Annotated in this window: 25 protein-coding genes and 1 other annotated feature; of the genes, 19 read left to right on the forward strand and 6 right to left on the reverse strand. The window is 53.8% G+C overall.

What is annotated here, in order from left to right; genetic code table 11:
• The first annotated feature begins 4 nt into the window (after positions 1-4).
• Complete coding sequence (gene trpR / locus EHV07_RS03385; protein ID WP_147195065.1) at positions 5-334, forward strand: trp operon repressor; 330 nt, start codon at positions 5-7, stop codon at positions 332-334.
• On the opposite strand, the gene yjjX is transcribed toward trpR, so the two are convergent.
• Positions 320-859: an inosine/xanthosine triphosphatase gene (gene yjjX, locus EHV07_RS03390; protein ID WP_147195067.1), complete on the reverse strand. Its 540-nt coding sequence runs from the start codon at positions 857-859 to the stop codon at positions 320-322. The two genes, trpR and yjjX, sit on opposite strands and share 15 nt — an antisense overlap.
• Before the next feature lie 51 nt (positions 860-910).
• On the opposite strand from yjjX, the gene gpmB reads away from it, so the two are divergent.
• Positions 911-1558: a 2,3-diphosphoglycerate-dependent phosphoglycerate mutase GpmB gene (gene gpmB / locus EHV07_RS03395; RefSeq protein ID WP_147195069.1), complete on the forward strand. Its 648-nt coding sequence runs from the start codon at positions 911-913 to the stop codon at positions 1556-1558.
• 62 nt (positions 1559-1620) lie between these two features.
• Here the strand turns inward: gpmB and robA are convergent, their stop codons facing one another.
• Complete coding sequence (gene robA, locus EHV07_RS03400; RefSeq protein WP_147195071.1) at positions 1621-2511, reverse strand: MDR efflux pump AcrAB transcriptional activator RobA; 891 nt, start codon at positions 2509-2511, stop codon at positions 1621-1623.
• A gap of 182 nt (positions 2512-2693) precedes the next feature.
• Here robA and creA point away from each other — a divergent pair, with 182 nt between their 5' ends.
• Entirely contained in the window at positions 2694-3167 is a 474-nt protein-coding gene (gene creA / locus EHV07_RS03405) for a protein CreA (RefSeq protein ID WP_147195073.1), read from the forward strand.
• A gap of 54 nt (positions 3168-3221) precedes the next feature.
• Here creA and arcA read toward each other — a convergent pair whose 3' ends face one another.
• The gene (arcA, locus tag EHV07_RS03410; RefSeq protein WP_147195075.1) at positions 3222-3938 is read right to left on the reverse strand and encodes a two-component system response regulator ArcA; all 717 of its coding nucleotides are present in this window, start codon (positions 3936-3938) and stop codon (positions 3222-3224) included.
• A gap of 604 nt (positions 3939-4542) precedes the next feature.
• On the opposite strand from arcA, the gene EHV07_RS03415 reads away from it, so the two are divergent.
• From EHV07_RS03415 to thrC, 5 genes are all read left to right on the forward strand, one after another.
• A complete protein-coding gene (locus tag EHV07_RS03415) occupies positions 4543-5241 on the forward strand; it encodes a tRNA/rRNA methyltransferase (RefSeq protein WP_147195077.1) in 699 nt (232 codons plus the stop codon).
• Positions 5242-5438: 197 nt separating this feature from the next.
• Positions 5439-5560 (forward strand) — a sequence feature (Thr leader region).
• On the forward strand, positions 5450-5503 hold the full coding sequence (thrL, locus tag EHV07_RS03420) for a thr operon leader peptide (RefSeq protein WP_233268544.1): 54 nt from the start codon (positions 5450-5452) through the stop codon (positions 5501-5503). It overlaps the preceding feature by 54 nt.
• A gap of 23 nt (positions 5561-5583) precedes the next feature.
• A complete protein-coding gene (gene thrA / locus EHV07_RS03425; RefSeq protein ID WP_147195081.1) occupies positions 5584-8046 on the forward strand; it encodes a bifunctional aspartate kinase/homoserine dehydrogenase I in 2463 nt (820 codons plus the stop codon).
• A gap of 2 nt (positions 8047-8048) precedes the next feature.
• Positions 8049-8978: a homoserine kinase gene (gene thrB / locus EHV07_RS03430; RefSeq protein ID WP_147195084.1), complete on the forward strand. Its 930-nt coding sequence runs from the start codon at positions 8049-8051 to the stop codon at positions 8976-8978.
• Positions 8979-8981: 3 nt separating this feature from the next.
• Positions 8982-10268, forward strand: coding sequence for a threonine synthase (gene thrC / locus EHV07_RS03435; protein ID WP_147195087.1), 1287 nt, complete (start codon positions 8982-8984; stop codon positions 10266-10268).
• A gap of 157 nt (positions 10269-10425) precedes the next feature.
• Here thrC and yaaA read toward each other — a convergent pair whose 3' ends face one another.
• A complete protein-coding gene (gene yaaA, locus EHV07_RS03440; protein WP_147195090.1) occupies positions 10426-11199 on the reverse strand; it encodes a peroxide stress protein YaaA in 774 nt (257 codons plus the stop codon).
• Between the two features lie 249 nt (positions 11200-11448).
• On the opposite strand from yaaA, the gene tal reads away from it, so the two are divergent.
• From tal to EHV07_RS03455, 3 genes are all read left to right on the forward strand, one after another.
• Positions 11449-12402, forward strand: a complete 954-nt coding sequence (gene tal, locus EHV07_RS03445; protein WP_147195093.1) for a transaldolase — start codon at positions 11449-11451, stop codon at positions 12400-12402.
• A 146-nt stretch (positions 12403-12548) separates the two neighbouring features.
• A complete protein-coding gene (gene mog / locus EHV07_RS03450; protein WP_147195096.1) occupies positions 12549-13136 on the forward strand; it encodes a molybdopterin adenylyltransferase in 588 nt (195 codons plus the stop codon).
• A 126-nt stretch (positions 13137-13262) separates the two neighbouring features.
• Positions 13263-14570 carry an MFS transporter gene (locus EHV07_RS03455; protein ID WP_147195098.1) on the forward strand — a complete coding sequence of 436 codons (1308 nt, stop codon included), beginning with the start codon at positions 13263-13265 and terminating at the stop codon, positions 14568-14570.
• A gap of 38 nt (positions 14571-14608) precedes the next feature.
• On the opposite strand, the gene satP is transcribed toward EHV07_RS03455, so the two are convergent.
• A complete protein-coding gene (satP, locus tag EHV07_RS03460) occupies positions 14609-15181 on the reverse strand; it encodes an acetate uptake transporter (RefSeq protein WP_147195100.1) in 573 nt (190 codons plus the stop codon).
• Between the two features lie 321 nt (positions 15182-15502).
• Here satP and dnaK point away from each other — a divergent pair, with 321 nt between their 5' ends.
• From dnaK to nhaA, 3 genes are all read left to right on the forward strand, one after another.
• Entirely contained in the window at positions 15503-17416 is a 1914-nt protein-coding gene (dnaK, locus tag EHV07_RS03465) for a molecular chaperone DnaK (RefSeq protein WP_147195102.1), read from the forward strand.
• 109 nt (positions 17417-17525) lie between these two features.
• Complete coding sequence (dnaJ, locus tag EHV07_RS03470; protein ID WP_147195104.1) at positions 17526-18668, forward strand: molecular chaperone DnaJ; 1143 nt, start codon at positions 17526-17528, stop codon at positions 18666-18668.
• Between the two features lie 181 nt (positions 18669-18849).
• Positions 18850-20010, forward strand: coding sequence for a Na+/H+ antiporter NhaA (gene nhaA, locus EHV07_RS03475; RefSeq protein WP_147195106.1), 1161 nt, complete (start codon positions 18850-18852; stop codon positions 20008-20010).
• Between the two features lie 109 nt (positions 20011-20119).
• Here the strand turns inward: nhaA and rpsT are convergent, their stop codons facing one another.
• Entirely contained in the window at positions 20120-20383 is a 264-nt protein-coding gene (gene rpsT, locus EHV07_RS03480; RefSeq protein ID WP_025901190.1) for a 30S ribosomal protein S20, read from the reverse strand.
• A gap of 306 nt (positions 20384-20689) precedes the next feature.
• Between rpsT and ribF the strand changes: the two genes are divergently transcribed.
• From ribF to ispH, 5 genes are read left to right on the forward strand one after another with little or no spacing between them, the layout of a single operon-like run.
• Entirely contained in the window at positions 20690-21628 is a 939-nt protein-coding gene (ribF, locus tag EHV07_RS03485) for a bifunctional riboflavin kinase/FAD synthetase (protein ID WP_147195108.1), read from the forward strand.
• Positions 21629-21658: 30 nt separating this feature from the next.
• Positions 21659-24475, forward strand: a complete 2817-nt coding sequence (ileS, locus tag EHV07_RS03490; RefSeq protein ID WP_147195110.1) for an isoleucine--tRNA ligase — start codon at positions 21659-21661, stop codon at positions 24473-24475.
• Positions 24475-24987 (forward strand): signal peptidase II, encoded by a 513-nt coding sequence (gene lspA / locus EHV07_RS03495; protein ID WP_174822350.1) that lies wholly within the window; start codon positions 24475-24477, stop codon positions 24985-24987. Before ileS ends, lspA begins: the two co-directional genes overlap by 1 nt.
• Entirely contained in the window at positions 24980-25450 is a 471-nt protein-coding gene (gene fkpB, locus EHV07_RS03500; protein ID WP_147195114.1) for an FKBP-type peptidyl-prolyl cis-trans isomerase, read from the forward strand. Before lspA ends, fkpB begins: the two co-directional genes overlap by 8 nt.
• Positions 25431-26384 (forward strand): 4-hydroxy-3-methylbut-2-enyl diphosphate reductase, encoded by a 954-nt coding sequence (gene ispH, locus EHV07_RS03505; RefSeq protein ID WP_147195116.1) that lies wholly within the window; start codon positions 25431-25433, stop codon positions 26382-26384. Before fkpB ends, ispH begins: the two co-directional genes overlap by 20 nt.
• Positions 26385-26432: the final 48 nt, after the last annotated feature.

Raw genomic sequence — 26432 nt, forward strand, 5'->3', positions numbered from 1 at the left:
ACACATGACCGAATCATCCGTTCCTGTCACCATGGAACCGCACAACGAAGAGTGGCAGCGGTATGTTACGCTGCTCCAGCGCGCTTTTGACAGTGGTCTGCATTTGCCGCTGTTGCAGCTGATGACCACGCCGGACGAACGCGAAGCGCTGGGTACGCGTCTGCGCATAATTGAAGAACTGATGCGGGGTGAGCTAAGCCAGCGCGAGCTAAAAAACGATCTGGGCGTGGGTATCGCAACGATTACGCGCGGCTCTAACAGTTTGAAAAGCGCGCCGCCAGCGCTGAAAGCCTGGCTGGAGGCGCAGCTAATCCAGGGCTCAGAGAAGATCTGAATCAACGCGCATCTGATAAACCGCATTATGGAACGGACACAGCGCAAGGATTAGCGCCTGATGGTAGACGCTGGTACGCGTCAGCAGCCCGGCGGTAAATGCGCCAATGGCGCCGCCTTTATGTTTGATATTTTCAATGCCGGTCAAACTGGCCATTTCTTCGCCCAGCTCGCGACCTGCGTGAATACCTTTCATCACCACCGCAGGTAAGGTAAAACTGGCAGAACGCGATTCTCCACGCTGCTGAGGGTTTTCAACGACCATCCAGGCAAACGCGCTGTCTTCTTCGATACCAGCTTCAATCGCCACCCAAAAATCCGCTTCAGGACGAATCTGACGCGCATTTGCCACGCGCTGGCGTGCGCCAGTTCTCGTTTCTGCATTTGTCAGGGGCTGAGGCGAAACGCCGCTGTCGACCTCGACGCCCTCAATATGGCAGGATCCTTCACCAAATATATCGCTGAAAGCCTGAGAAATTGCGTTAATTTTTGCCGGATTGATGGTGGCAGCGATGACATGGTACATAATTGTTTGAACCCTCTACGCAAATTTGTCGCAGTATAACGGAAAATAGCAATGTTACAGGTCTATCTTGTTCGTCATGGGGAAACGCTTTGGAATGCGGCGCGGCGCATTCAGGGACAGTCAGACAGCGAGCTGACGAAAAAGGGAGAGCAGCAGGCACGGCAGGTGGGGGAGCGGGTTAAACACCTTGGCATCACCCACGTTATCGCCAGCGATTTGGGTCGCACCAAACGTACTGCCGAGATTATTGCCGATGCCTGCGGCTGTCGCATCCAGTTGGATCCGCGCTTGCGGGAGCTGAACATGGGCGTGCTGGAGCAGCGGCCGCTGGATTCGCTAACGCCAGAAGAAGAGAACTGGCGCATAACCCTGGTTAACGGCACCGAAGGCGGCCGTATTCCCGGCGGTGAGTCGATGACTGAAATGGCAGACAGAATGCATGAGGCATTGAACGCCTGCCTGCAATTGCCTGCGGGAAGTCGTCCGCTGCTGGTCAGTCACGGCATGGCGTTGGGCGTGCTGGTCAGTACGTTACTGGGTCTGCCAGCCTACGCTGAACGTCGTTTACGGTTGCGTAACTGCTCTATCTCGCGGATAGATCATCAGCAAAGTGAATGGCTGGCTGCCGGTTGGGTCGTGGAAACGGCGGGGGACGTCGCGCATCTTGATGAGCCAGCCCTCGACGAATTACAGCGTTAGCCGCTCGCGGAAACCGGCGCTTGCTTCATTGCTGCCATTGCGTCATGGCAGCAATGAAGGCATCAGGCCGTCTGCGTATCGGCCGGACGGCGGATAGGGATCAGATATTCACAGCGGATATCCGTAGGTGGCTCGGGACGTTTCTTACCGCCGTGCGTGTAGAAACGTTCAATATCCTGACCCTGTCGGCGCGTCAGCTGTAGGCCCGGCATGCAGGTACCGTAAACCAGCAGAATAAATTCCTGCAAATTGCTGCGGGGGCCTTCGTAAGTGAACTGCACGTATTCGCCGCCTTCCAGTAAGACCGTTTGCGTTGACGAGATCGGCTGGAAAAGCTTGTCGGACGGCACCGCAGTGGTGTAGAGGATCTCCTGCTCATCATCTTTTTCCATGCTTGGGCGCGTCTGATGCAGTCCGTAAAGCACCGGCGGAACCCTGTCCGTTTCGGTCAGGAACTGACGCCAGAAATGCAGACGCATCTCGTCACGATAGCTGGAAATCTGCTCCAGCGTACAGCTATAAACCTGTGTTTGTCCGACCAGAACGGTCTCCGGCAAGGTCACATAAGTTGCCGCAGGCAGGCTAAAATCATCAAGGCGAATAGGCGGACGTAAACCGAACGACTGCCAGTCAGACGCGCGGCGGTAATAAGCAGGCGTCTGGTTGAACTGTTTTTTGAAAGCGCGGGTAAACGTTTGCTGCGAGTCAAAGCGATACTGCAAGGCAATATCCAGAATCGGACGGCTGGTCAGGCGCAGTGCCACTGCTGCTTTTGACAAACGACGTGCACGGATGTAAGCACCGATAGCATGACCGGTGACCTCTTTGAACATTCGTTGCAGATGCCATTTTGAGTAGCCCGCCTTGGTCGCTACGTTGTCCAGCGCCAGCGGTTGGTCAAGGTGGCTCTCAAGCCAGACAAGCAAATCGCGAATGATACCGGCTTGATCCATAAAACGTCCTCATCCTGGTTAATATTGGTGCAATAAGCAATCTGTCGACATGCTAAGGTCACGTATCCGGCTTTTGAGAAGACCGTCTGCGCCGGGGTAGCCCGTAAGACAGGTCGGATTGATTAGGGCAATGCTGCCGGTTAACTTACAATGTCATCTATTTTCTATGCAATGGTAACGTTATGACAATGAAAAAATTGTTAATAGTCACAGCTGTAATCTTCACCTCACTTTCTGTACGGGCCGAGGTGGTCGGCTCAGTTGATACCGTGTTCAAAGTGTTTGGGCCCGATCATAAAATCATTGTCGAAGCTTTCGATGACCCCGATGTAAAAAATGTTACCTGTTATATCAGCCGGGCAAAAACCGGAGGCATCAAAGGGGGACTGGGGCTGGCCGAAGATACCTCAGATGCGGCAATTTCCTGTCAGCAGGTTGGTCCGGTGGAGCTTAGCGATAACATCGCCCAGGGTAAATCAGAAGGCGAGGTCGTGTTCCGCAAGCGAACTTCTCTGGTATTTAAAAAACTTCAGGTGGTACGCTTCTACGATAAAAAGCGTAACGCGTTAATCTATCTGAGCTATTCCGATAAGGTCGTAGACGGCTCGCCGAAGAACGCCCTGAGCGCGGTGCCTATTATGCCGTGGAACAAATAATCTGCAAAGAAAAGGGCCGCCAGAAGGGGCCCTTAAGTATCATTAAGCTTTTACTCAGTCCTGCAAATCACCGCAAAAACGATAACCTTCGCCGTGGATGGTGGCGATAATTTCTGGCGTATCCGGCGTCGATTCAAAATGCTTACGAATGCGGCGAATGGTCACGTCGACAGTGCGATCGTGCGGTTTCAGTTCGCGTCCGGTCATTTTTTTCAGCAGATCGGCACGGGTCTGGATTTTGCCTGGGTTTTCGCAGAAGTGCAGCATCGCGCGGAACTCACTGCGCGGCAGCTTGTATTGATCGCCTTGCGGGCTGACCAGCGAGCGGCTGTTGATATCCAGCTCCCAGCCGTTGAAACGATAGCTTTCTACCAGCTTACGCTCTTCGCTGTGAGGCGCCAGATTCATGGTACGGGACAGCAGGTTACGTGCACGGATAGTCAGTTCGCGCGGGTTGAAAGGCTTGGTGATATAGTCATCCGCACCGATTTCAAGGCCAAGGATTTTGTCGACTTCGTTATCCCTGCCGGTCAGGAACATCAGGGCCACGTTAGCTTGTTCACGCAGTTCGCGCGCCAGCAGCAGGCCGTTTTTGCCGGGTAGGTTTATATCCATAATCACCAGATTGATGTCATTCTCTGTCAGAATCTGGTGCATTTCGGCGCCATCCGTAGCCTCATAAACCATGTAGCCTTCGGCCTCAAAAATACTTTTGAGAGTATTGCGAGTAACTAATTCGTCTTCAACGATAAGTATGTGCGGGGTCTGCATGTGTTCGCTACCTAAAATTGCCTAAAATACGATATGGGGCATACAGCGGTTACCGTACCGGAGAGAACACGGGCGCCTTTCAGACGCGTAACACGAGCTGTACGGAATATGTTCACAAGCCATGTTTGGACCGGAAGATTCATCGTTGTACTGGAATGCTTCCTGTCCCGGCAAGGTCAAAAATGGCGTACATCCTAACCTCATTAACAGCAACATAACAGCACAAGGCCCAGCCAACTGGCAATAAATAAGGCTTAGTTGACTTATATCAAACCAATTGTAGCACGTTAACCTTTTTGTGAAAAACCCTTCGCAGAATGCCGGTTTAGCTCACAAAGTTAGGTTTGCAAACGCGCAAATCGCGTTACGCGTTGCCGTCAGCTATAGCCCTTTTTTAACATTTGTTAATCACTTGAAGTAAATGGGATTATATTGAGATAAATGTATTTATTACTGAATTCAGAGGAAGAAAGTCATAGTTTTGCGTTATGACGGGTTAGCAATGGTTTTTCTATGTTATTGATTTGTTAAAAAATACAATTCGGTATTTCACTTCCGGCTCAGGCCAGATTACTTTCACATTTTTTAACTTCAGAAGGCGGTTATGCGTTTTCCTTTGATACTTGTCGCCCCAGCGCGACCTGAAAACGTCGGTGCGGCAGCGCGGGCTATGAAAACCATGGGATTTGACGAATTGCGTATCGTTAATAGTCAGGCCCATCTCGATCCTGCGGCGCGGCGTGTCGCCCATGGTGCAGGAGAGATCCTGGAAAATGCCACGCAGTGGGAATCGCTTGATGCCGCACTTGCTGACGTGGATTTCAGTATTGCCACGACGGCGCGCAGCCGGGCCAAATTCCGCTATTACGCCACGCCTCAGCAGGTTGAAAGCCTGCTGCAGGAAAAACACCACTGGATTGGCTGCGCGGCGCTGGTGTTTGGCCGTGAAGACACCGGCCTGACAAATGAAGAATTAGAACAGGTCGACGTGCTGACCGGCGTCCCAATGGCTGGCGACTATCCTTCACTGAATTTGGGCCAGGCGGTAATGGTTTACTGTTACCAGCTTTCCGCCCTGCGTCAGGTGACAGCATTACAGGCGGAGCCGGCCGATGAGCAGCAGCTTACCGCTTTGCGCCAGCGGGCAAATACATTGCTGAGCACGCTTAATGTCAATGATGATCAAAAGTTGGCGGACTGGCTGAATCAGCGTATTGGACTGTTGGAACAGCGCGATACGGCGATGCTGCATCGGTTGCTGCACGATGTAGAAAAAAAACTTATAGATAAAAACGCTGGATAATAGTGCGGTTTCAGCAAGTGGTGCTGATGCAAGGGCGCTTTAATAACAGATCTGATCGGGTTGTGGCGTAAATGCTGGCTGAGCGTTTTGCCCGCGCTTTTTGGCGGCCGGATAAATAAATTGACTTAACATAGCGTTTGCTTTACTTCTGGAAGCGGACAAAATTTACAAGACAGACAAGAAATCTAAAATGCGTACTCACAGCCTGATGACAACAATCATTATTACCACCACCATTACCACAGGTAACGGTGCGGGCTGACGCATACAGGAAAAAATAAAAAAAAGCCCGCACCTCAACAGTGCGGGCTTTTTTTTCGGCAAAAATTCAGGAGAATGATCATGCGAGTGCTGAAATTCGGTGGAACCTCAGTCGCCAATGCGGAAAGATTTTTGCGCGTGGCGGATATTCTGGAGAGTAATGCTAAGCAGGGACAGGTTGCTACCGTATTGTCCGCGCCAGCAAAAATCACCAACCATTTGGTGGCGATGATTGAAAAAACCATTAGCGGCCAGGACGCTCAGCCGAACCTGACCGACGCTGAACACATTTTTGCCGCGTTGCTGCAAGGGCTGGCGGAAGCTCAGCCAGGCTTCGACTACGCTAAGCTCTCGCGCGTGGTTGACGAGGAATTCGCTCAGCTGAAGCAGGTGCTGCACGGCATCGCTCTGCTGGGACAGTGCCCGGATAGCGTCAATGCGGCTATCATCTGTCGCGGTGAAAAGCTCTCTATCGCCATCATGGAGGCGCTGCTGCAAGCGCGTGGTCATGGCGTCAGCGTGATCAACCCGGTCGAAAAACTGTTGGCGGTTGGACATTATCTTGAATCGACCGTTGATATTCCTGAATCAACTCGCCGAATCGCCGCCAGTAAAATTCCTCCTGAAAACCAGATCCTGATGGCAGGTTTCACGGCCGGCAACGAAAAAGGCGAGCTGGTCGTGCTTGGCCGTAACGGTTCCGACTACTCAGCGGCCGTGCTGGCTGCCTGTTTGCGTGCTGACTGTTGTGAAATCTGGACTGATGTGGATGGCGTTTATACCTGCGATCCGCGTCAGGTGCCCGATGCCCGCCTGCTCAAAACCATGTCCTATCAGGAAGCGATGGAGCTTTCCTACTTTGGCGCGAAGGTGCTGCATCCACGCACCATCACCCCCATCGCCCAGTTTCAAATTCCTTGCCTGATTAAAAATACCGCTAATCCACAGGCGCCCGGCACCTTAATCGGCGGCGACAGCCCGGATGATGATAATCCGGTAAAAGGCATCACCAACCTGAACAATATGGCGATGTTCAACGTTTCCGGGCCAGGGATGAAAGGCATGATCGGTATGGCGGCCCGCGTGTTTGCCGCCATGTCCCGTAGCGGTATTTCCGTGGTGCTGATTACCCAATCCTCTTCCGAATACAGCATCAGCTTCTGCGTGCCGCAAAGCGATCAGGCGCGCGCCCGTCGCGTGCTGGAAGATGAATTTTTCCTTGAGCTAAAGGATGGCTTGCTTGAGCCGCTGGATGTTATGGAAAACCTCGCGGTGATCTCAGTCGTCGGCGACGGCATGCGCACGCTGCGGGGTATTTCGGCTAAATTCTTCTCCGCGCTGGCACGTGCCAATATTAATATTGTTGCCATCGCCCAGGGATCGTCAGAACGCTCTATTTCGGTGGTGGTCAATAACGAAGATGCCACCACCGGTGTGCGCGTGGTACATCAAATGCTGTTCGCAACCGATCAGGTTATTGAAGTGTTTGTGATTGGCGTCGGTGGCGTCGGCGCGGCGCTGATTGACCAACTGCATCGTCAACAGGCATGGCTGAAAAATAAACATATCGACCTGCGCGTCTGTGGCATCGCGAATTCCAAAGCGCTGTTGACTAACGTTCATGGTATTCCGTTGAATAACTGGCAGGCTGCGTTACAGGAAGCCAGCGAGCCCTTTAATCTCGGGCGCCTCAACCGGCTGGTGAAAGAGTATCACCTGCTGAATCCGGTGATCGTTGACTGTACCTCCAGCCAGGCGGTGGCCGATCAATATGCCGATTTTCTTGCCGACGGTTTCCACGTGGTCACGCCAAACAAAAAGGCTAACACCTCTTCCTGGAACTACTATCAGCAGATGCGTGCCGCTGCGGCAAAATCACGTCGCAAGTTCCTGTACGACACCAACGTAGGCGCAGGTTTGCCGGTTATTGAAAATCTGCAAAACCTGCTCAATGCCGGTGATGAGATGCTGCGTTTTTCCGGCATCCTTTCAGGTTCGCTTTCCTTTATTTTTGGCAAGCTGGATGAAGGCGTTTCGCTCTCCGCCGCAACCACAATGGCGCGCGAGCTGGGCTTCACCGAGCCGGATCCGCGTGACGATCTGTCCGGTATGGACGTGGCTCGTAAACTGTTAATTCTGGCGCGCGAAGCCGGCCATCAGCTGGAGTTAAGCGATATTGAAATCGAGGCCGTGTTGCCTGAGGAATTGACGGCTATCGACAATGTTGAAGCCTTTATGGCTCGCCTGCCGGAGCTGGATGACGCTTTTGCGGCACGAGTCAGTAAAGCGGAGCAGGAAGGTAAGGTGCTGCGCTTCGTGGGCGTGATTGAAGAGGGCGGCCGTTGCCAGGTAAAAATTGATGCCGTTGATAGCAATGATCCCCTGTTCAAAGTGAAAAACGGCGAGAATGCGTTAGCGTTTTACAGCCGTTATTATCAGCCGATTCCGCTGGTGCTGCGCGGGTATGGTGCCGGTAACGATGTGACCGCCGCAGGGGTGTTCGCCGATCTGTTACGCACCTTGTCATGGAAGTTGGGAGTTTAAGAATGGTCAAGATTTATGCGCCTGCCTCAATCGGTAACGTCAGCGTGGGCTTTGATGTATTAGGCGCGGCGGTTTCGCCCGTTGACGGCTCGCTGTTGGGTGACTGCGTGACGGTAGAAGCTGCCAGCGAATTTAGCCTGCGCAATGAAGGGCGCTTTGTCAGCAAACTGCCTGCCAATCCGCAGGAAAATATTGTCTGGCAGTGCTGGGATCGTTTTTGCGAAGCGATTGGCGAACGCGTACCGGTAGCTATGACGCTGGAAAAGAATATGCCGATCGGTTCCGGTCTTGGTTCCAGCGCTTGTTCAGTGGTTGCGGGCCTGATGGCGATGAATGAGCACTGTGGCAAACCGTTGAACGATACCGAACTGTTGGCGCTAATGGGCGAGCTGGAAGGCCGCATCTCCGGCAGCGTACATTATGATAACGTCGCGCCCTGTTTTTTAGGGGGCATCCAGCTGATGCTGGAAGAGAACGGCATCATCAGCCAGTCCGTTCCGGCTTTTGATGACTGGCTGTGGGTGATGGCGTACCCGGGCATCAAAGTTTCGACGGCTGAGGCACGCGCCATTTTGCCTGCGCAGTACCGTAAAGAAGAAATTATTAAACATGGTCGTCTGTTGGGCGGCTTTATTCACGCCTGCCATACTCAGCAACCGCAGCTGGCGGCGAAACTGATGCGCGATGTCATTGCCGAACCTTATCGCACCAAACTTTTACCGGGCTTTGCCGAGGCCCGCCAGGCCGCACAGGATATTGGCGCACTGACCTGCGGCATTTCTGGCTCCGGCCCAACGCTGTTTGCCGTTTGTAATCAAAGCGATACGGCGCAGCGCATGGCAGACTGGCTTCGTCAGCACTATCTGCAAAATGATGAAGGCTTCGTTCACATCTGCCGTTTAGACACGGCAGGCGCACGTAAACTGGGATAACGCATGAAACTGTACAATCTAAAGGATCACAACGAGCAGGTTAGCTTTTCACAGGCTGTAAAGCAGGGGTTGGGCAAGCAACAGGGCCTGTTTTTCCCGCTGGAGCTGCCTGAATTTGAGCTGACCGAGATCGATGAAATGCTGGAAATGGATTTCGTCAGCCGCAGTAGCAAAATTCTTTCTGCCTTTATCGGCGATGAGATCGCGCCACACCAGCTGCATGAGCGTCTGAAAACCGCCTTTGCTTTCCCGGCACCGGTGGCAAAAGTGACCGACGACATTTCCGCGCTGGAACTGTTTCATGGCCCGACGCTGGCATTCAAAGATTTTGGCGGCCGTTTTATGGCGCAAATGCTCTCTTATGTGAGCGGCGCCGATGAAAAAATTACCATTCTGACGGCAACCTCTGGCGACACCGGCGCGGCGGTAGCGCATGCTTTCTACGGCATGGAAAACGTGCGTGTGGTGATCCTCTATCCACAAGGCAAAATCAGCCCGTTGCAGGAAAAACTGTTCTGCACGCTGGGCGGCAATATCCAGACTATCGCTATCGACGGCGATTTCGACGTCTGTCAGTCGCTGGTCAAGCAGGCATTCGACGATGAATATCTGAAAAAGACCATCGGTCTGAATTCCGCAAACTCTATCAACATCAGCCGTCTTCTGGCGCAGATTTGCTACTACTTTGAAGCGGTCGCGCAGCTGCCGCAGGAGAAGCGTAATCAGCTGGTGGTTTCCGTACCAAGCGGTAACTTTGGCGACCTGACTGCGGGCCTGTTAGCCAAATCGCTGGGGCTGCCGGTGAAGCGTTTTATCGCGGCAACCAACGCCAACGATACCGTGCCGCGCTTCCTTACCGGCGGCGAATGGTCGCCGAATACCACGGTCGCTACGCTTTCTAACGCCATGGATGTGAGCCAGCCTAACAACTGGCCACGCGTGGAAGAACTCTTCCGCCGTAAAACCTGGCGCCTGACCGACCTGGGCTACGGCGCGGTGGATGATGAAACCACGAAAGCGACGATGCTGGAGCTGGCGGATCTGGGCTATATCTCCGAGCCGCATGCGGCTATCGCTTATCGTTTGCTGCGCGATCAGCTTCAGGAAGGCGAGTTTGGCCTGTTCCTGGGAACGGCGCACCCGGCGAAATTTAAGGAGAGCGTGGAGGAAATTTTGGGCCAGAAACTGCCGCTGCCAGAAGCGCTGGCCGAGCGTGCTGAGCTGCCGCTGTTGTCGCACAAGATGTCGGCGGATTTCGCTGCGCTGCGCGATTTCCTGCTGAACAAGTAACTGACAGGCTTAAAGCGTGAGGGATTCGGGCCGGTAAGAAAGCGTCACGGGCCGTGGACGGCCCATATCGAGCTGGCATGGATGCCGCTTTTTGTGTCTTTCTGGACGGCCCGTGTCCCTCGCGCCTGCACGGTGTTAATAACAGGCAACCTGGACTTTACTGCTCGCGACGCTTAAATACCCATTCGTTTTCGCTGCTCTCATCAGCGGCAAAAAAGTAGCCGTCCACGGCAAAATCTTTTAGCTGTTCTGCTTTGCCGAGGCGATTTTCAATCACATACCGGCTCATCAGGCCACGTGCTTTTTTGGCGTAGAAACTGATCACCTTGAACTTACCGTTCTTCTCATCAAGGAATACCGGCTTGATGATGCGACCGTTAATTTTCTTCGGCTTAACCGCTTTAAAATACTCATCCGATGCCAGGTTTATCAGCACGTCGTCGCCCTGTTCCGCCAGCGCCGCGTTCAGCGCCTCGGTGAGTTTATCGCCCCAGAATGCATAAAGATCTTTGCCAGCCGGGTTGGCCAGCTTCGTGCCCATCTCCAGCCGGTACGGCTGCATTAAATCCAGCGGGCGCAGCAGGCCATACAGTCCGGAAAGCATGCGCAAATGCTGCTGCGCGAAAGCAAAGTCCTGCTCGTTAAACGTTTCGGCCTGCAAGCCCGAGTAGACGTCGCCCTTAAACGCCAAAATAGCCTGACGGGCATTTTCCAGCGTGAAGGGCGGGTGCCAGTTCTGGAAACGTCCGACGTTCAAATCGGCCAGCTTGTCGCTGATGCTCATAAGTGCGCCTATTTCAACCGGCGTCAGTTCGCGTGCGACTTCAATCAGTTTTTGGGAATCATCCAGCAACGCAGGTTGGGTAAATGTTTTTGTCGCCAGCGGACTTTCAAAATCCAGCGTTTTTGCCGGAGAGATCACCATCAACATCAAAGAATCCTTAAGTAATACGCCATATCAGGGCAGATAAAACGGAGCCGCTACTGTAACAAAAAAGCACGGTGAAAAGACAAATCGCTGCCATCGCCACGGCTTATCCCTCGCAAAACAAGGGAAAACGGGCAGATTTAGCACTCAGTGGCGTCGGGACAAGCTTACCTTGCAAGGCGGTTCTCGCGTGATATTATCCGTGGCAGACAGTTTCAAGAACCCGATAACTCTTCTGAGAGAATGAAAACCATGACGGACAAACTGACTTCCCTGCGTCAACTCACTACCGTAGTTGCCGATACCGGTGACATTGCCGCGATGAAGCTGTACCAGCCACAAGACGCGACCACCAACCCTTCACTGATTCTGAACGCTGCGCAGATCCCTGAATACCGCAAGCTGATTGATGAAGCTGTGGCCTGGGCGCGCGATCAGAGCAGCAAAAAAGAAGAGCAGGTCCAGTACGCTTCCGACATGCTGAACGTGAAAATTGGCCTGGAAATCCTGAAGCTGGTGCCTGGCCGTATCTCTACCGAAGTCGATGCGCGCCTCTCTTACGACACCGAAGGCAGCATCAACAAAGCGCGCGCGCTGATCAAGCTGTATAACGATGCGGGTATCAGCAACGATCGCATCCTGATCAAACTGGCTTCCACCTGGCAGGGTATTCGTGCCGCAGAACAGCTGGAAAAAGAAGGCATCAACTGTAACCTGACGCTGCTGTTCTCCTTTGCTCAGGCGCGTGCCTGTGCCGAAGCAGGCGTATTCCTGATCTCGCCATTCGTGGGCCGTATTCTTGACTGGTACAAAGCCAATACCGATAAGAAAGAGTATGCAGCGCATGAAGATCCGGGCGTGGTGTCCGTCTCTGAAATCTACGAATACTACAAGCAGCACGGCTATGAAACGGTGGTGATGGGTGCCAGCTTCCGTAACGTCGGTGAGATCATCGAACTGGCAGGCTGCGATCGTCTGACCATCTCTCCAGCGCTGCTGAAGGAGCTGGCCGAGAGCGAAGGCACGCTGGAGCGTAAGCTTTCTTACACGGGTGAAGTGAAAGCACGTCCGGCAAAAATGACCGAATCTGAGTTCCTGTGGCAGCATAACCAGGATCCGATGGCGGTAGATAAACTGGCTCAGGGCATCCGTAATTTTGCCGTTGACCAGGGCAAACTTGAGAAAATGATTGCCGATCTGCTGTAACCGGCGAGCGTGGCCGGCTTGCCGGCCACGATCCTGCCTCTGCTGTACATCCCACTTTGCAATGGTTTATCCTTCTTTTATCCCGCTATTCTTCTTATAAACCGCGCCCGCACGCTTGAAGCGGCCGGGATCACAGTGATGACACCATGAATACACTACGCATAGGATTGATTTCCGTTTCCGATCGCGCCGCGAATGGCATCTATCAGGATGAAGGATTACCCGCTTTAGAAGCCTGGCTTGCTCAGGCGCTGTCTACGCCTTTTGAGATTGAAAAACGCCTGGTGCCAGACGAGCAACCGATGATCGAGCACGCTATTTGCGAACTGGTCGACGAGCTATTCTGCCACCTGGTGCTGACGACCGGCGGCACCGGCCCCGCAAGACGAGACGTCACGCCGGATGCCACGCTGGCTATCGCCGACCGCGAAATGCCCGGCTTTGGTGAGCAGATGCGTCAGATCAGCCTTAACTTCGTGCCAACGGCTATTCTCTCGCGCCAGGTCGGGGTGATCCGCAAGCAGTCGCTGGTGATTAACCTGCCGGGCCAGCCAAAATCGATCAAAGAAACCCTGGAAGGGCTGAAAGACGCCGACGGGAAAACCCAGGTTCACGGCATTTTTGCCAGCGTACCTTATTGCATTCAGCTGCTTGATGGACCCTATATTGAAACGCATGCCGAAGTGGTAGCAGCTTTTCGTCCTAAGAGCGCGAGACGCGATACAAACAGCTAAAAAATAAATGATTCAGGCATAAAATAGAGTTGCGCTGTTGTAAGAGAAGATGAACGTTATAGTAAGCTCAGCTTTACACTGTTAACGATACTTTTTTCTTATTACTTCTGGATATGCCTGACAATTATGCAAGACGACAGCGCACGCCGACTGAACCGGCAGGACTATAAAACCCTTTCTCTGGCTGCGCTTGGCGGCGCGCTGGAGTTTTATGATTTCATCATCTTTGTGTTCTTCGCCGCCGTTATCGGCGATCTCTTTTTCCCACCTGATATTCCTGACTGGTTAAGACAGGTGCAAACCTTTGCTATTTTCGCGGCAGGCTATCTGGCGCGCCCGTTAGGCGGCATTGTGATGGCGCATTTCGGCGACAGTAAAGGGCGTAAAAAGATGTTCAGCCTCAGCATATTGTTGATGGCGCTGCCGACGCTATTCATGGGTATGCTGCCAACCTATGCTGACTGGGGAATCGCAGCCCCGGTGCTGCTTTTACTGCTGCGCATTGTGCAGGGAGCCGCGATAGGCGGTGAGGTACCGGGCGCATGGGTGTTTGTCGCGGAACATGTACCGGAAAAGCGTATCGGTTTCGCTTGCGGCACGCTGACGGCCGGTTTAACCGTAGGCATCCTGCTTGGCTCGCTTGTGGCAACGCTCATTAATACCGCTTTCGGCCCACAGGGCATTATGGCTGGCGGATGGCGGATCCCTTTCCTGCTTGGGGGCGTTTTCGGGTTGATTGCCCTCTATTTACGTCGCTGGTTACAGGAAACGCCGGTGTTCATTGAGCTGCATACGCGCAAAGCGCTGGCAGCGGAACTGCCGTTGAAAGCGGTCGTGGTGAATCACAAAAAAGAAGTGGCCGTTTGTATGCTGCTCACCTGGCTGCTCTCCGCAGGCGTTGTAGTGGTGATCCTGATGACCCCCGGCTGGCTGCAAAAACAGTATGGCATTGCGGCAACGCAAGCGCTGCAGGCCAACAGTCTTGCGACCATTATGCTCATTGTCGGGTGTTTGAGCGCGGGGCTGGCTGCGGATCGATTTGGTGCCAGTAAAACCTTTATCACTGGCAGCCTGTTGCTGGCCGCCTGTAGCGCATTGTTCTACCACACGGTGGGCGTGCACCCGGACATGCTGCGCCCTTGCTATGCGTTAGTAGGTTTCAGCGTTGGCGTAGTCGGTGCCGTGCCGTATGTGATGGTGCGCGCCTTTCCCGCCGCGGTACGCTTCACCGGTATCTCTTTTTCCTACAATGTTTCGTACGCTATTTTTGGCGGCTTAACGCCCGTCTTTGTCACCTTGATGATGAACGTGACGCCAATGGCTCCCGCCTGGTATGTGCTGGCGCTTTCAGTCATCGGCTTGCTGCTTGGCATCTACCTGAAACACGATCTTAAACCCGCAATGGTTGGCAGCCAGGCCGATACATTTAGCTAATTAACGCTGCCCTGCGGCTGATGCGCAGGGCAGGGGGATTACGCCGCCTTTCTCTCACCTGTTGGTAATATCTGGCGGCCAAGCTGCTCATTAATCACTTCAGCCATTGCCAGATACATTGCGCTGGCACCGCAAACGATCCCTTCGAAACCGGCTAAAACCAATACGCTGTGATTGCCGGTTAGATTACCGATGGCCAGCAAAACAAACAGCAGCGTCAGGCTGGCAAAAACAAACTGCAAGGCGCGGCTGGCGTGTAACGTGCCGAAGAACATAAACAGCGTAAAAATGCCCCACAGCGCCAGCCAGACGCCAAGAAAAGCGGCATCGGTTGGCTCAGCCAGCCCCAGACGAGGCAGCAGCAAAATGCCAACCAGGCTCAGCCAAAAGCAGCCGTAGGCGGTAAAGGCGGTCATACCGAAGGTGTTGCCCTTTTTGTACTCCAGCAGCCCGGCAAAAATTTGCGCCAGGCCACCAAAGAAAATCCCCATGCTAATGATGACGGACATTAAGGGAAAAAAGCCGGCGTTGTGCAAATTCAGCAAGACGGTCGTTATCCCGAAGCCCATCAGCCCCAGCGGGCCAGGATTTGCCAGGTTAGTGTTATGCATAAGTCCTCTGCTATAACATAAATGTAATAAAAATAGGGTGTTAACGTAACCAACAGCATCGAAAATTCCGCTGCCGTTCAGTGTGGGCGGCATCATAATCATCCATCAGGCGTGAAACATTGATCTGAAGAAGCGTTTAAAAACGAAAATTTTTTTACTTTGCCCCTTGATGCCTCAGGTTCAGGCCCCATCTTATTTGGCATCCGAGGCTATGTGCCGGAAAAAAAGCGTGGCGCCGGGAGTTGAAACGGCAAAAACAGCCCGCATTAAGTGTGCATAACCTGATTTGAAATGAATTGAATTTAAGTGGGAGACGTTTAGATGGGTAAGATTATTGGTATTGACCTGGGTACGACTAACTCTTGTGTCGCTATTATGGACGGTGGCAAAGCTCGCGTACTGGAGAATGCAGAAGGCGATCGCACCACGCCATCGATCATTGCTTACACTCAGGATGGTGAGATTCTGGTTGGTCAGCCTGCTAAACGTCAGGCAGTGACGAACCCACAAAATACCCTGTTTGCGATTAAGCGCCTGATTGGCCGTCGCTTCCAGGACGAAGAAGTACAGCGTGATATTAAAATCATGCCTTACAAAATCACCGGTTCTGACAACGGCGACGCCTGGATTGATGTAAAAGGCCAGAAAATGGCACCGCCGCAGATTTCTGCTGAAGTGCTGAAGAAAATGAAGAAAACGGCGGAAGATTACCTGGGCGAACCGGTAACTGAAGCGGTTATCACCGTACCGGCCTACTTTAACGATGCGCAGCGTCAGGCAACGAAAGATGCCGGCCGTATCGCTGGTCTGGACGTGAAGCGTATCATTAACGAACCAACCGCAGCCGCACTGGCTTACGGTATGGATAAAGGCCAGGGCAACCGCACCATCGCGGTATACGACCTGGGCGGTGGTACCTTCGATATCTCAATCATCGAAATTGATGAAGTTGACGGCGAAAAAACCTTTGAAGTTCTGGCAACCAACGGTGATACCCACCTGGGTGGTGAAGACTTCGACAGCCGCATGATCAACTACCTGGTTGCGGAATTTAAGAAAGATCAGGGCATCGATCTGCACAACGATCCGCTGGCAATGCAGCGTCTGAAAGAAGCCGCAGAGAAAGCGAAAATCGAACTTTCTTCTGCACAGCAGACTGACGTTAACCTGCCGTACATCACCGCTGATGCAACAGGTCCTAAGCACCTGAACATCAAAGTGACCCGTGCGAAGCTGGAATCGCTGGTAGAAGATCTGGTTTCTCGTTCTATTGAGCCGCTGAAAGTTGCTCTGCAAGACGCTGGTCTGTCTGTTTCTGACATCAACGACGTTATCCTGGTCGGTGGTCAGACTCGTATGCCAATGGTGCAGTCAAAAGTTGCCGAGTTCTTTGGTAAAGAGCCACGTAAAGACGTCAACCCGGATGAAGCGGTTGCAGTCGGTGCTGCGGTTCAGGGCGGCGTACTGGCTGGTGATGTGAAAGACGTTCTGCTGCTGGACGTTACCCCGCTGTCTCTGGGTATCGAAACCATGGGCGGCGTGATGACTTCGCTGATCGGCAAGAACACCACCATCCCAACCAAGCACAGCCAGGTGTTCTCTACCGCAGAAGACAACCAGTCTGCCGTCACCATTCACGTGGTGCAGGGTGAGCGTAAACGCGCAGCAGATAACAAGTCGCTGGGCCAGTTCAACCTTGACGGTATTCAGGCAGCGCCACGCGGTATGCCGCAGATCGAAGTTACCTTCGACATCGATGCCGACGGTATTCTGCATGTGTCTGCGAAAGACAAAAACAGCGGTAAAGAGCAGAAGATCACCATCAAGGCTTCTTCTGGTCTGAACGACGATGAAATCGAAAAAATGGTGCGTGATGCTGAAGCTAATGCTGAATCCGACCGTAAATTCGAAGAGCTGGTGCAGACGCGTAACCAGGCCGATCATCTGTCGCACAGCACCCGTAAGCAGCTGGACGAAGCCGGTGACAAACTGCCAGCAGACGACAAGGCGCCTATCGAGGCAGCCCTGACCGAGCTGAACACCGCGCTGAAAGGCGAAGACAAAGCGGAAATCGAAGCGAGAATGCAGGCGCTGATGGAAGTGTCCAGCAAGCTGATGGAGTTCGCACAGCAGCAGCAGGCCGCTGGCGGCGCAGCTGACGCGGCTGATGCTTCTGCGAAGAAAGATGACGACGTTGTCGACGCTGAATTCGAAGAAGTAAAAGACAAAAAATAATCGCCCTTGAGCGGGCACGGTGGCCTGAGCAAGGCCACTGATGATATCCAGCACGGGCGTCGGAGTTTCTCCACGCCCGTGCACGTATGTTAAGGGCAGGACCAGTACAATGGCGAAGCAAGACTATTACGAGATTTTGGGCGTTTCGCGATCGGCGGACGAGCGCGAAATCAAAAAGGCCTATAAACGCCTGGCGATGAAACATCACCCCGATCGTAATCCGGGTGACAAAGAATCAGAAGCCAAATTTAAAGAGGTCAAGGAAGCCTACGAAATTCTGACCGATGCGCAGAAGCGTGCGGCTTACGACCAGTACGGTCATGCAGCCTTCGAACAGGGCGGCATGGGCGGTGGTGGCGGCGGCTTTGGCGGCGGCGGCGGTGCAGATTTCAGCGATATCTTTGGCGACGTGTTCGGCGATATCTTTGGCGGAGGACGCCGTCAGCAGCGTGCTGCGCGCGGTGCCGATTTGCGCTACAACATGGAGCTGACGCTTGAAGAAGCTGTCCGCGGCGTGACCAAAGAGATCCGCATTCCTGCACTGGAAGAGTGTGAAGTGTGCCACGGTAGCGGCGCGAAAGCCGGGACTCAGCCACAGACCTGTCCGACCTGTCATGGTCAGGGCCAGGTGCAGATGCGCCAGGGCTTTTTCACCGTGCAGCAGGCATGTCCAACCTGCCATGGTCGCGGTTCGGTTATCAAGGATCCTTGTAATGCCTGCCACGGCCACGGCCGCGTAGAAAAATCTAAAACGCTGTCGGTAAAAATTCCGGCTGGCGTGGATACCGGTGACCGCATCCGTCTGACGGGTGAAGGTGAAGCGGGCGAGCATGGCGCACCAGCAGGCGATCTGTATGTTCAGGTTCAGGTGCGTAAACACCCGATCTTTGAGCGTGAAGAAAATAACCTCTACTGCGAAGTGCCAATCAACTTCGCCATGGCGGCATTGGGCGGCGAAATCGAAGTCCCCACGCTGGACGGCCGCGTGAAGCTGAAGGTACCTTCTGAAACGCAGACCGGCAAACTGTTCCGTATGCGTGGCAAAGGGGTTAAATCCGTCCGTGGTGGCGCTCAGGGCGACCTGCTGTGCCGCGTAGTGGTCGAGACGCCGGTTAGCCTCAGCGACAAGCAGAAAGCGCTGCTGCGCGAGCTGGAAGAGAGCTTTGGCGGCGCGGCTGGCGAGAAGAACAGCCCTCGCTCCAAAAGCTTCTTTGACGGTGTGAAGAAGTTCTTTGACGATTTGACGCGTTAATTCTGCTCTCCGTCACAACCAACAAAACGGGCGGCTCAGGCTGCCCGTTTTTTATGGGTAATATCTTTCTCCTGACCGTCTAATTCTTAAACCATTCTCCCGCCAGAAACTGTTTTTCCCCCGGTCAGAAAAGCGTATCCTGTCAGGCCATTACGCTCATCTCTGTACAGGAAAGACGCCGATGAAAGCCGTTTTAAAGCGATTAATTAAGAACGAAGCCACCGGAGGCGTGGTGCTGATTATCGCCGCCGCTGTCGCCATGTATCTGGCAAACAATCCTTCCACTCAACACGGCTATCAATCGTTGCTGGCGATGCCGGTGGAGTTCCGTTTTGGCGAGCTGGATATCCGTAAAAATCTGCTGCTGTGGATTAACGATGCCATGATGGCGCTGTTTTTCCTGATGATTGGACTGGAAGTTAAGCACGAGCTGATATCGGGTTCACTGGCCACTCGTGAACGCGCTATGTTCCCGCTGATTGCCGCACTGGGCGGAATGCTGGCACCTGGGGCGATTTTTGCCTTACTCAACCACAGCGACCCGCAGGCCATACACGGCTGGGCTATTCCTACCGCGACCGATATCGCTTTTGCGCTGGGTATCCTTGCGTTGTTAGGCAGTCGCGTTCCTCCGGCGCTGAAAATGTTTCTGATGGCGCTGGCGGTGATTGACGATTTGGGTGCCATTGTCATTATCGCTTTCTTCTATACCCAGCACCTGTCCATGATGGCGCTTGGCGTGGCCGCTGGCGCTATCGTAGTACTGGCCCTGTTAAATCGCCTTGGCGTACGCAATATCGCGCTCTACATGCTGGTAGGGCTGGTGCTGTGGGTGGCCGTGCTCAAGTCTGGGGTGCATGCGACACTGGCTGGGGTGATTGTCGGTTTCTTTGTCCCGTTGGAGAAGAAGAGCGGGCACTCGCCGGCTATTCATCTGGCCCACGGCTTAGCGCCCTGGGTGAGCTGGCTCATCCTGCCGCTGTTTGCTTTTGCCAACGCGGGTGTATCCCTGAGCGGCGTTTCTGTCGATGGACTCTTTTCCGCCGTGCCTTTAGGGATCATCCTGGGGCTGTTTATCGGCAAGCCGTTGGGGATTACGCTGATTTGCTGGCTGGCGGTAAAGCTGCGCATTGCCGCGCTACCGGAAAGTACCCGCATGCAGGATATTGCCGCTATCGGCGTGCTGTGCGGTATTGGCTTCACGATGTCGATTTTCATCGCGTCGCTGGCGTTTGATGCCGCTCATGAAGAAATGGTGACGCTGGCGAAACTGGGAATTTTGACCGGGTCGGTCGTGTCTGCCGTGGTGGGGTATACGCTGCTACGGGTTAAGCTACGCTAGCGAGCTTCATTCAGCTGGGTAAGGGATTACCTGGCTGACGGAGGAAAAATGGACATAAAAAAACCCGCCAGGCGGGTTTCTTTATCAAAGCCGATTAACAGCGTGGCGATTAAGCCAGTTTGTTGATCTGTGCAGTCAGATTTGCTTTATGACGTGCAGCTTTGTTCTTGTGGATCAGGCCTTTAGCTGCCTGACGGTCCACAATTGGTTGCATTTCATTAAATGCATTCTGCGCAGCAGCTTTATCGCCAGTAGCGATAGCCGCGTATACTTTCTTGATAAAAGTACGCAACATTGAACGACGGCTAGCGTTGTGCTTACGACGCTTCTCTGACGTTACGGCGCGTTTCTTAGCTGATTTGATATTAGCCAAGGTCCAACTCCCAAATAGTTCTATGAGGACAATTCAAAGGCCGAGGAATATGCCTCTTTCGCCTGAGGTTGTCAATGGATTTGTGCAAATAAGCGTCGCTAAAACAACGACGCCTGGTTACGTTTCGATGGCGCAAGATTCTACCAGCTTCACCCGAATGAATACAGCTTATTCACAAGAAAAATCGTACAACCCACCCTGACTGGCATAAATTGCGCTGATAAAAACCGTAAAGCCGCATTCGCGGGTTAACCTTCCCGGCGGTACTTGGTATAATCCGCCGATTTCCACAAATTCGAGCCAGCCATGAAGTTTATCCGCGGCATACATAACCTCCGGGAGCAGCATCGCGGCTGCGTACTGACCATCGGCAACTTTGATGGTGTGCATCGCGGCCATCAGGCGCTGCTGGCCCGACTGTGTGAAGAAGGGCGTCAGCGTCATTTACCGGTCGTGGTGATGTTGTTCGAGCCACAGCCGCTGGAGCTGTTTGCGCCTGAAAGAGCGCCTGCGCGACTCACGCGCCTGCGTGAAAAAATTCGTTACCTGAGCGAGGCGGGCGTCGATGCGGTGCTCTGTCTGCGCTTTGACAAGCTCTTCGCTGCACAGACGGCGCAAAGTTTTGTTACCGATTTGCTGGTTGATAAGCTCGGCGTCAAATTTTTGGCGGTTGGCGATGACTTCCGCTTTGGCGCTGGTCGGCAGGGCGATTTCCTGTTATTACAGAAAGCGGGCGCTGATTATAACTTTGACGTCATCAGCACCCAGACATTTTGCGATGATGGCCGACGGATTAGCAGTACTGCGGTTCGTCAGGCGCTGGCAGAAGACAATCTGCCGCTGGCCGCCACGCTTCTGGGACACCCTTTCAGCATTTCTGGCCGGGTGGTGCATGGTGATGCGCTGGGCCGGACCATCGGTTTTCCTACCGCTAATCTGCCGCTCCGCCGTTACGTTTCGCCGGTGAAAGGCGTGTATGCCGTTGAGGTTCATGGCCTCGGCGAGAAGCCGCTTCCGGGCGTTGCCAATATCGGCACGCGTCCCACCGTAGCCGGGCTGCGTCAGCAGTTAGAAGTTCACCTGTTGGACGTTGCAATGAATCTGTACGGGCGCCATATAGAAGTGGTGCTCTGTGAAAAAATACGTAATGAGCAGCGTTTCGCCTCGCTTGACGCGCTTAAAGAGCAAATTGCTAAAGATGTGGTGGCAGCCCGAACGTTTTTTGGGCTGAAAACACCGGTTTAAACAGAACCGAAATACGGAATCGAGAATCTGATGAGTGACTATAAATCTACCCTGAATTTGCCGGAAACGGGGTTCCCGATGCGTGGCGATCTGGCCAAACGCGAACCGGGAATGCTGCAACGTTGGTATGATGACAACCTGTACGGCATCATCCGCGAAGCCAAAAAAGGGAAAAAAACCTTTATCCTGCACGATGGCCCTCCTTATGCGAACGGCAGCATTCATATTGGTCACTCAGTCAACAAGATTCTGAAAGACATTATCGTTAAGTCGAAAGGCCTGGCGGGCTTTGATGCGCCTTACGTGCCGGGCTGGGACTGTCACGGTCTGCCTATTGAGCACAAAGTTGAGCAGATGATCGGCAAGCCGGGCGAGAAAGTATCGGCGGCTGAATTTCGTGAAGCCTGCCGTAACTACGCGGCTGAGCAGGTAGAAGGGCAGAAAAAAGATTTTATTCGCCTGGGCGTGCTGGGCGACTGGGATCGTCCTTACCTGACGATGAACTTCAAAACGGAAGCCAACATCATCCGTGCGCTGGGTAAAATCATCGGCAACGGCCATATGCACAAAGGTGCTAAACCGGTGCACTGGTGTCTGGACTGCCGCTCCGCGCTGGCCGAAGCGGAAGTCGAGTACTACGACAAAACCTCTCCGTCCATCGACGTGATGTTCAACGCTGTCGATGCGGATGCCGTGCGTGCCAAATTTGGTGCAGACAAGGTGGAAGGGCCGATCTCTCTGGTGATCTGGACCACTACACCATGGACTATGCCTTCTAACCGCGCGATCTCGGTACATCCGGAATTTGACTATCAGCTGGTGCAGATCGAAGGCCGCGCGCTGATTCTGGCAAAAGATCTGGTTGAGAGCGTAATGAAACGCGCCGGCGTTGCCGAATGGCAGGTTCTGGGCGAAGCGAAAGGCGCTGCGCTAGAGCTGCTGCCTTTCCAGCATCCGTTCCTCGACCTGACCTCTCCGGTGCTCCTTGGTGAGCATGTGACGCTGGAAGCGGGTACAGGTGCGGTCCATACTGCGCCTGCGCACGGTCCTGATGACTATGTGATCTGCCAGAAATACGGTATCGAAACCGCTAACCCGGTTGGCCCGGACGGCAGATATCTGCCTGGCACTTATCCAACGCTGGATGGTGTTAACGTCTTTAAAGCGAACGATATGGTCGTTGAGCTACTGCGTGAAAAAGGCGCACTGCTGCACTTTGAAAAAATGCAGCACAGCTATCCGCACTGCTGGCGTCACAAAACGCCAATCATCTTCCGTGCCACGCCACAATGGTTTATCAGCATGGATCAGAAAGGCCTGCGCGAGCAGTCCCTGAAAGAGATCAAAGGCGTGCAGTGGATCCCCGACTGGGGCCAGGCACGGATCGAAGGTATGGTTGCAACGCGCCCTGACTGGTGTATCTCTCGTCAGCGCACCTGGGGCGTGCCGATGGCGCTGTTCGTGCATAAAGAGACCGAGCAACTGCATCCGGATACGCTTGAGCTGATGGAAAAAGTCGCGCAGCGCGTTGAGCAGGATGGTATTCAGGCCTGGTGGGATCTGGACGCCAAAGATCTGATGGGCGACGACGCAGAAAACTACGTCAAAGTGCCTGACACGCTGGATGTCTGGTTCGATTCAGGCTCAACCAGTTACTCAGTGGTTGATGCGCGTCCGGAATTTGAAGGCCACACGCCGGATCTGTACCTGGAAGGCTCGGATCAGCACCGTGGCTGGTTTATGTCATCCCTGATGATCTCTACGGCGATGAAAGGCAAAGCGCCTTATCGTCAGGTGCTGACGCACGGTTTCACCGTTGATGGTCAGGGCCGCAAAATGTCGAAATCTATCGGCAACACGGTTTCTCCTCAGGACGTGATGAACAAGCTGGGTGGCGATATCCTGCGTCTGTGGGTCGCATCTACCGACTACTCTGGCGAAATGGCCGTTTCTGATGAAATCCTGAAGCGTGCGGCGGATTCCTACCGTCGTATTCGTAACACCGCGCGCTTCCTGCTAGCCAACCTGAACGGCTTCAATCCGGAAACGGACATGGTCAAGCCGGAAGAGATGGTGGTACTGGATCGCTGGGCCGTTGGCCGAGCGAAAGCGGCGCAGGACGATATCGTCGCTTCTTACGAGAACTATGACTTCCATGAAGTGATCCAGCGTCTGATGCAGTTCTGCTCGATTGAGATGGGCTCTTTCTATCTGGATATCATCAAAGATCGTCAGTACACCGCGAAGGCCGATGGCCTGGCGCGTCGCAGCTGCCAGACCGCGTTATACTATATCGCTGAAGCGCTGGTTCGCTGGATGGCACCGATCATGTCCTTCACCGCTGATGAGATCTGGAACGAACTGCCAGGCAAGCGTGAGAAGTATGTGTTCACCGGAGAGTGGTTCGACGGCCTGTTTGGTCTGGCAGAAAACGAACCGATGAACGACAGCTTCTGGGCTGAACTGCTGAAAGTGCGTGGTGAAGTGAACAAGGTTATCGAACAGGCTCGCGCCGATAAGCGTGTTGGCGGTTCGCTGGAAGCGACCGTCACGCTGTACGCCGACGCACAGCTTGCAGAAAAACTGACCAGCCTGAGCGATGAACTGCGCTTTGTACTGCTAACTTCCGGCGCACAGGTTGCGGATTACGCGCTGGCGACAGAAGAAGCTCAGCAGAGCGAGCTGGTAAAAGGCCTGAAAATCGCGCTGCATAAAGCAGAAGGCGAGAAGTGCCCGCGCTGCTGGCATTACACCACCGATGTGGGTCAGAATGCTGAGCATGCGGATGTCTGTGGCCGTTGTGTCACCAACGTCAGCGGCGCTGGCGAACAGCGTAAGTTTGCCTGATGAAGCGGCCCGTTTTCTCTACCGGATTGCGCTGGCTGTGGCTGGTGCTGGTGGTGATTGCCATCGACTTTGGCAGCAAGCAGTGGATTATGAATACGCTGATGCTGCACGAGTCGATGTCGGTGATGCCATTCTTTAACTTCTTCTATGCGCATAACTATGGCGCGGCTTTCAGCTTCCTGGCCGATAAAGGCGGCTGGCAGCGCTGGTTCTTCGCCGGGATCGCCGTGGCGATTGCCGTGGCGCTGCTGGTGATGATGTACCGCACCGAAGCCAGCAAGAAGCTAAACAATATTGCTTATGCGCTGATTATTGGCGGCGCATTAGGTAACTTGTTCGATCGCGCTTACCACGGTTTTGTGGTCGATTTTATCGACTTCTACGTGGGCGACTGGCATTTTGCTACCTTTAATATTGCTGACTGCGGCATCTGTATCGGTGCTGCACTGATCGTGCTGGAAGGGTTTCTTACGCCCGCGGGCAAAGTGAAAAATAGGGTTGGCCATGACTGATTCTGTACAGGGCAACAGCGCGGTGCTGGTGCATTTCACCTTGAAACTGGATGACGGTTCAACGGCGGAATCGACGCGTAATAACGGCAAACCGGCACTGTTCAGCTTCGGTGACGGCAGCCTGTCTGACGCGCTGGAAGCCGAGCTGCTGGGCCTGAAAGTAGGCGATAAAAAAGCCTTTTCGCTGGCGCCTGACGCGGCCTTCGGTCACACCAGCCCGGATTTGATTCAGTACTTTTCCCGCCGCGATTTTACCCAGGCTGGCGAGCCGGAAATCGGTGCAATCATGCTGTTTAGCGGCATGGATGGCAACGAGATGCCAGGGGTGATCCGCGAGATTTCTGGCGATTCTATCACCGTGGATTTCAACCATCCGCTGGCCGGACAAACTATTCACTTTGATGTAGAAGTCCTGGAAATCGATCCGGTGCTGGAGGCAACAAATGCAAATCCTGTTGGCTAATCCCCGCGGCTTTTGTGCCGGTGTCGATCGGGCCATCAGCATCGTAGAGCGCGCGCTGGAGATGTATGGCGCGCCTATCTACGTGCGTCATGAAGTGGTGCACAATCGCTACGTCGTCAACAGCCTGCGTGAACGTGGCGCCATCTTTATCGAAGAGATTGGGGAAGTCCCGGACGGTTCGATCCTGATTTTCTCTGCGCATGGCGTTTCTCAGGCGGTGCGTGCCGAAGCCCGTGCCCGCGATTTGACCATGCTGTTTGATGCGACCTGTCCGCTGGTGACTAAAGTGCATATGGAAGTCGCGCGTGCCAGTCGTAAAGGTACCGAAGCGATCCTTATCGGCCATGCCGGGCATCCGGAAGTGGAAGGCACCATGGGTCAGTACAGTAACCCGAAAGGGGGCATGTATCTGGTGGAGTCACCGGCAGACGTTTATAAGCTACAGGTAAAAGATGAGCAAAACCTGTGCTTTATGACCCAGACCACGCTGTCGGTTGATGATACTTATGAAGTGATCGATGCTTTGCGCGACCGCTTCCCGAAAATCGTTGGGCCGCGTAAAGACGATATCTGCTATGCCACGACGAACCGTCAGGAAGCGGTGAGAACGCTGGCGAAAGATGCGGATGTGGTTTTGGTGGTCGGTTCACGTAACTCGTCCAACTCTAACCGGCTGGCCGAACTGGCACAGCGAGCCGGTAAGCTGGCGCGTCTGATCGACTCAGCGGATGATATTCAGGAAGAGTGGATCAAAGGCGTAAGCTGCGTTGGCGTCACCGCGGGAGCCTCGGCGCCGGATATTCTGGTGCAGGAGGTGATCCAGCGTCTGCGTGAGCTGGGCGGCGAAGCGGCTATTGAGCTAATTGGGCGCGAAGAAAATATTGTCTTTGAAGTGCCGAAAGAGCTGCGTGTGGAAGTACGTGAAATCCAGTAACGCCTGACGTGTTGTCGGTTGCTGAATTTTCGCTCAAGGCGTAAAGAG

The organism is Pantoea sp. CCBC3-3-1 (assembly GCF_007981265.1).
Lineage (GTDB): Bacteria > Pseudomonadota > Gammaproteobacteria > Enterobacterales > Enterobacteriaceae > Erwinia.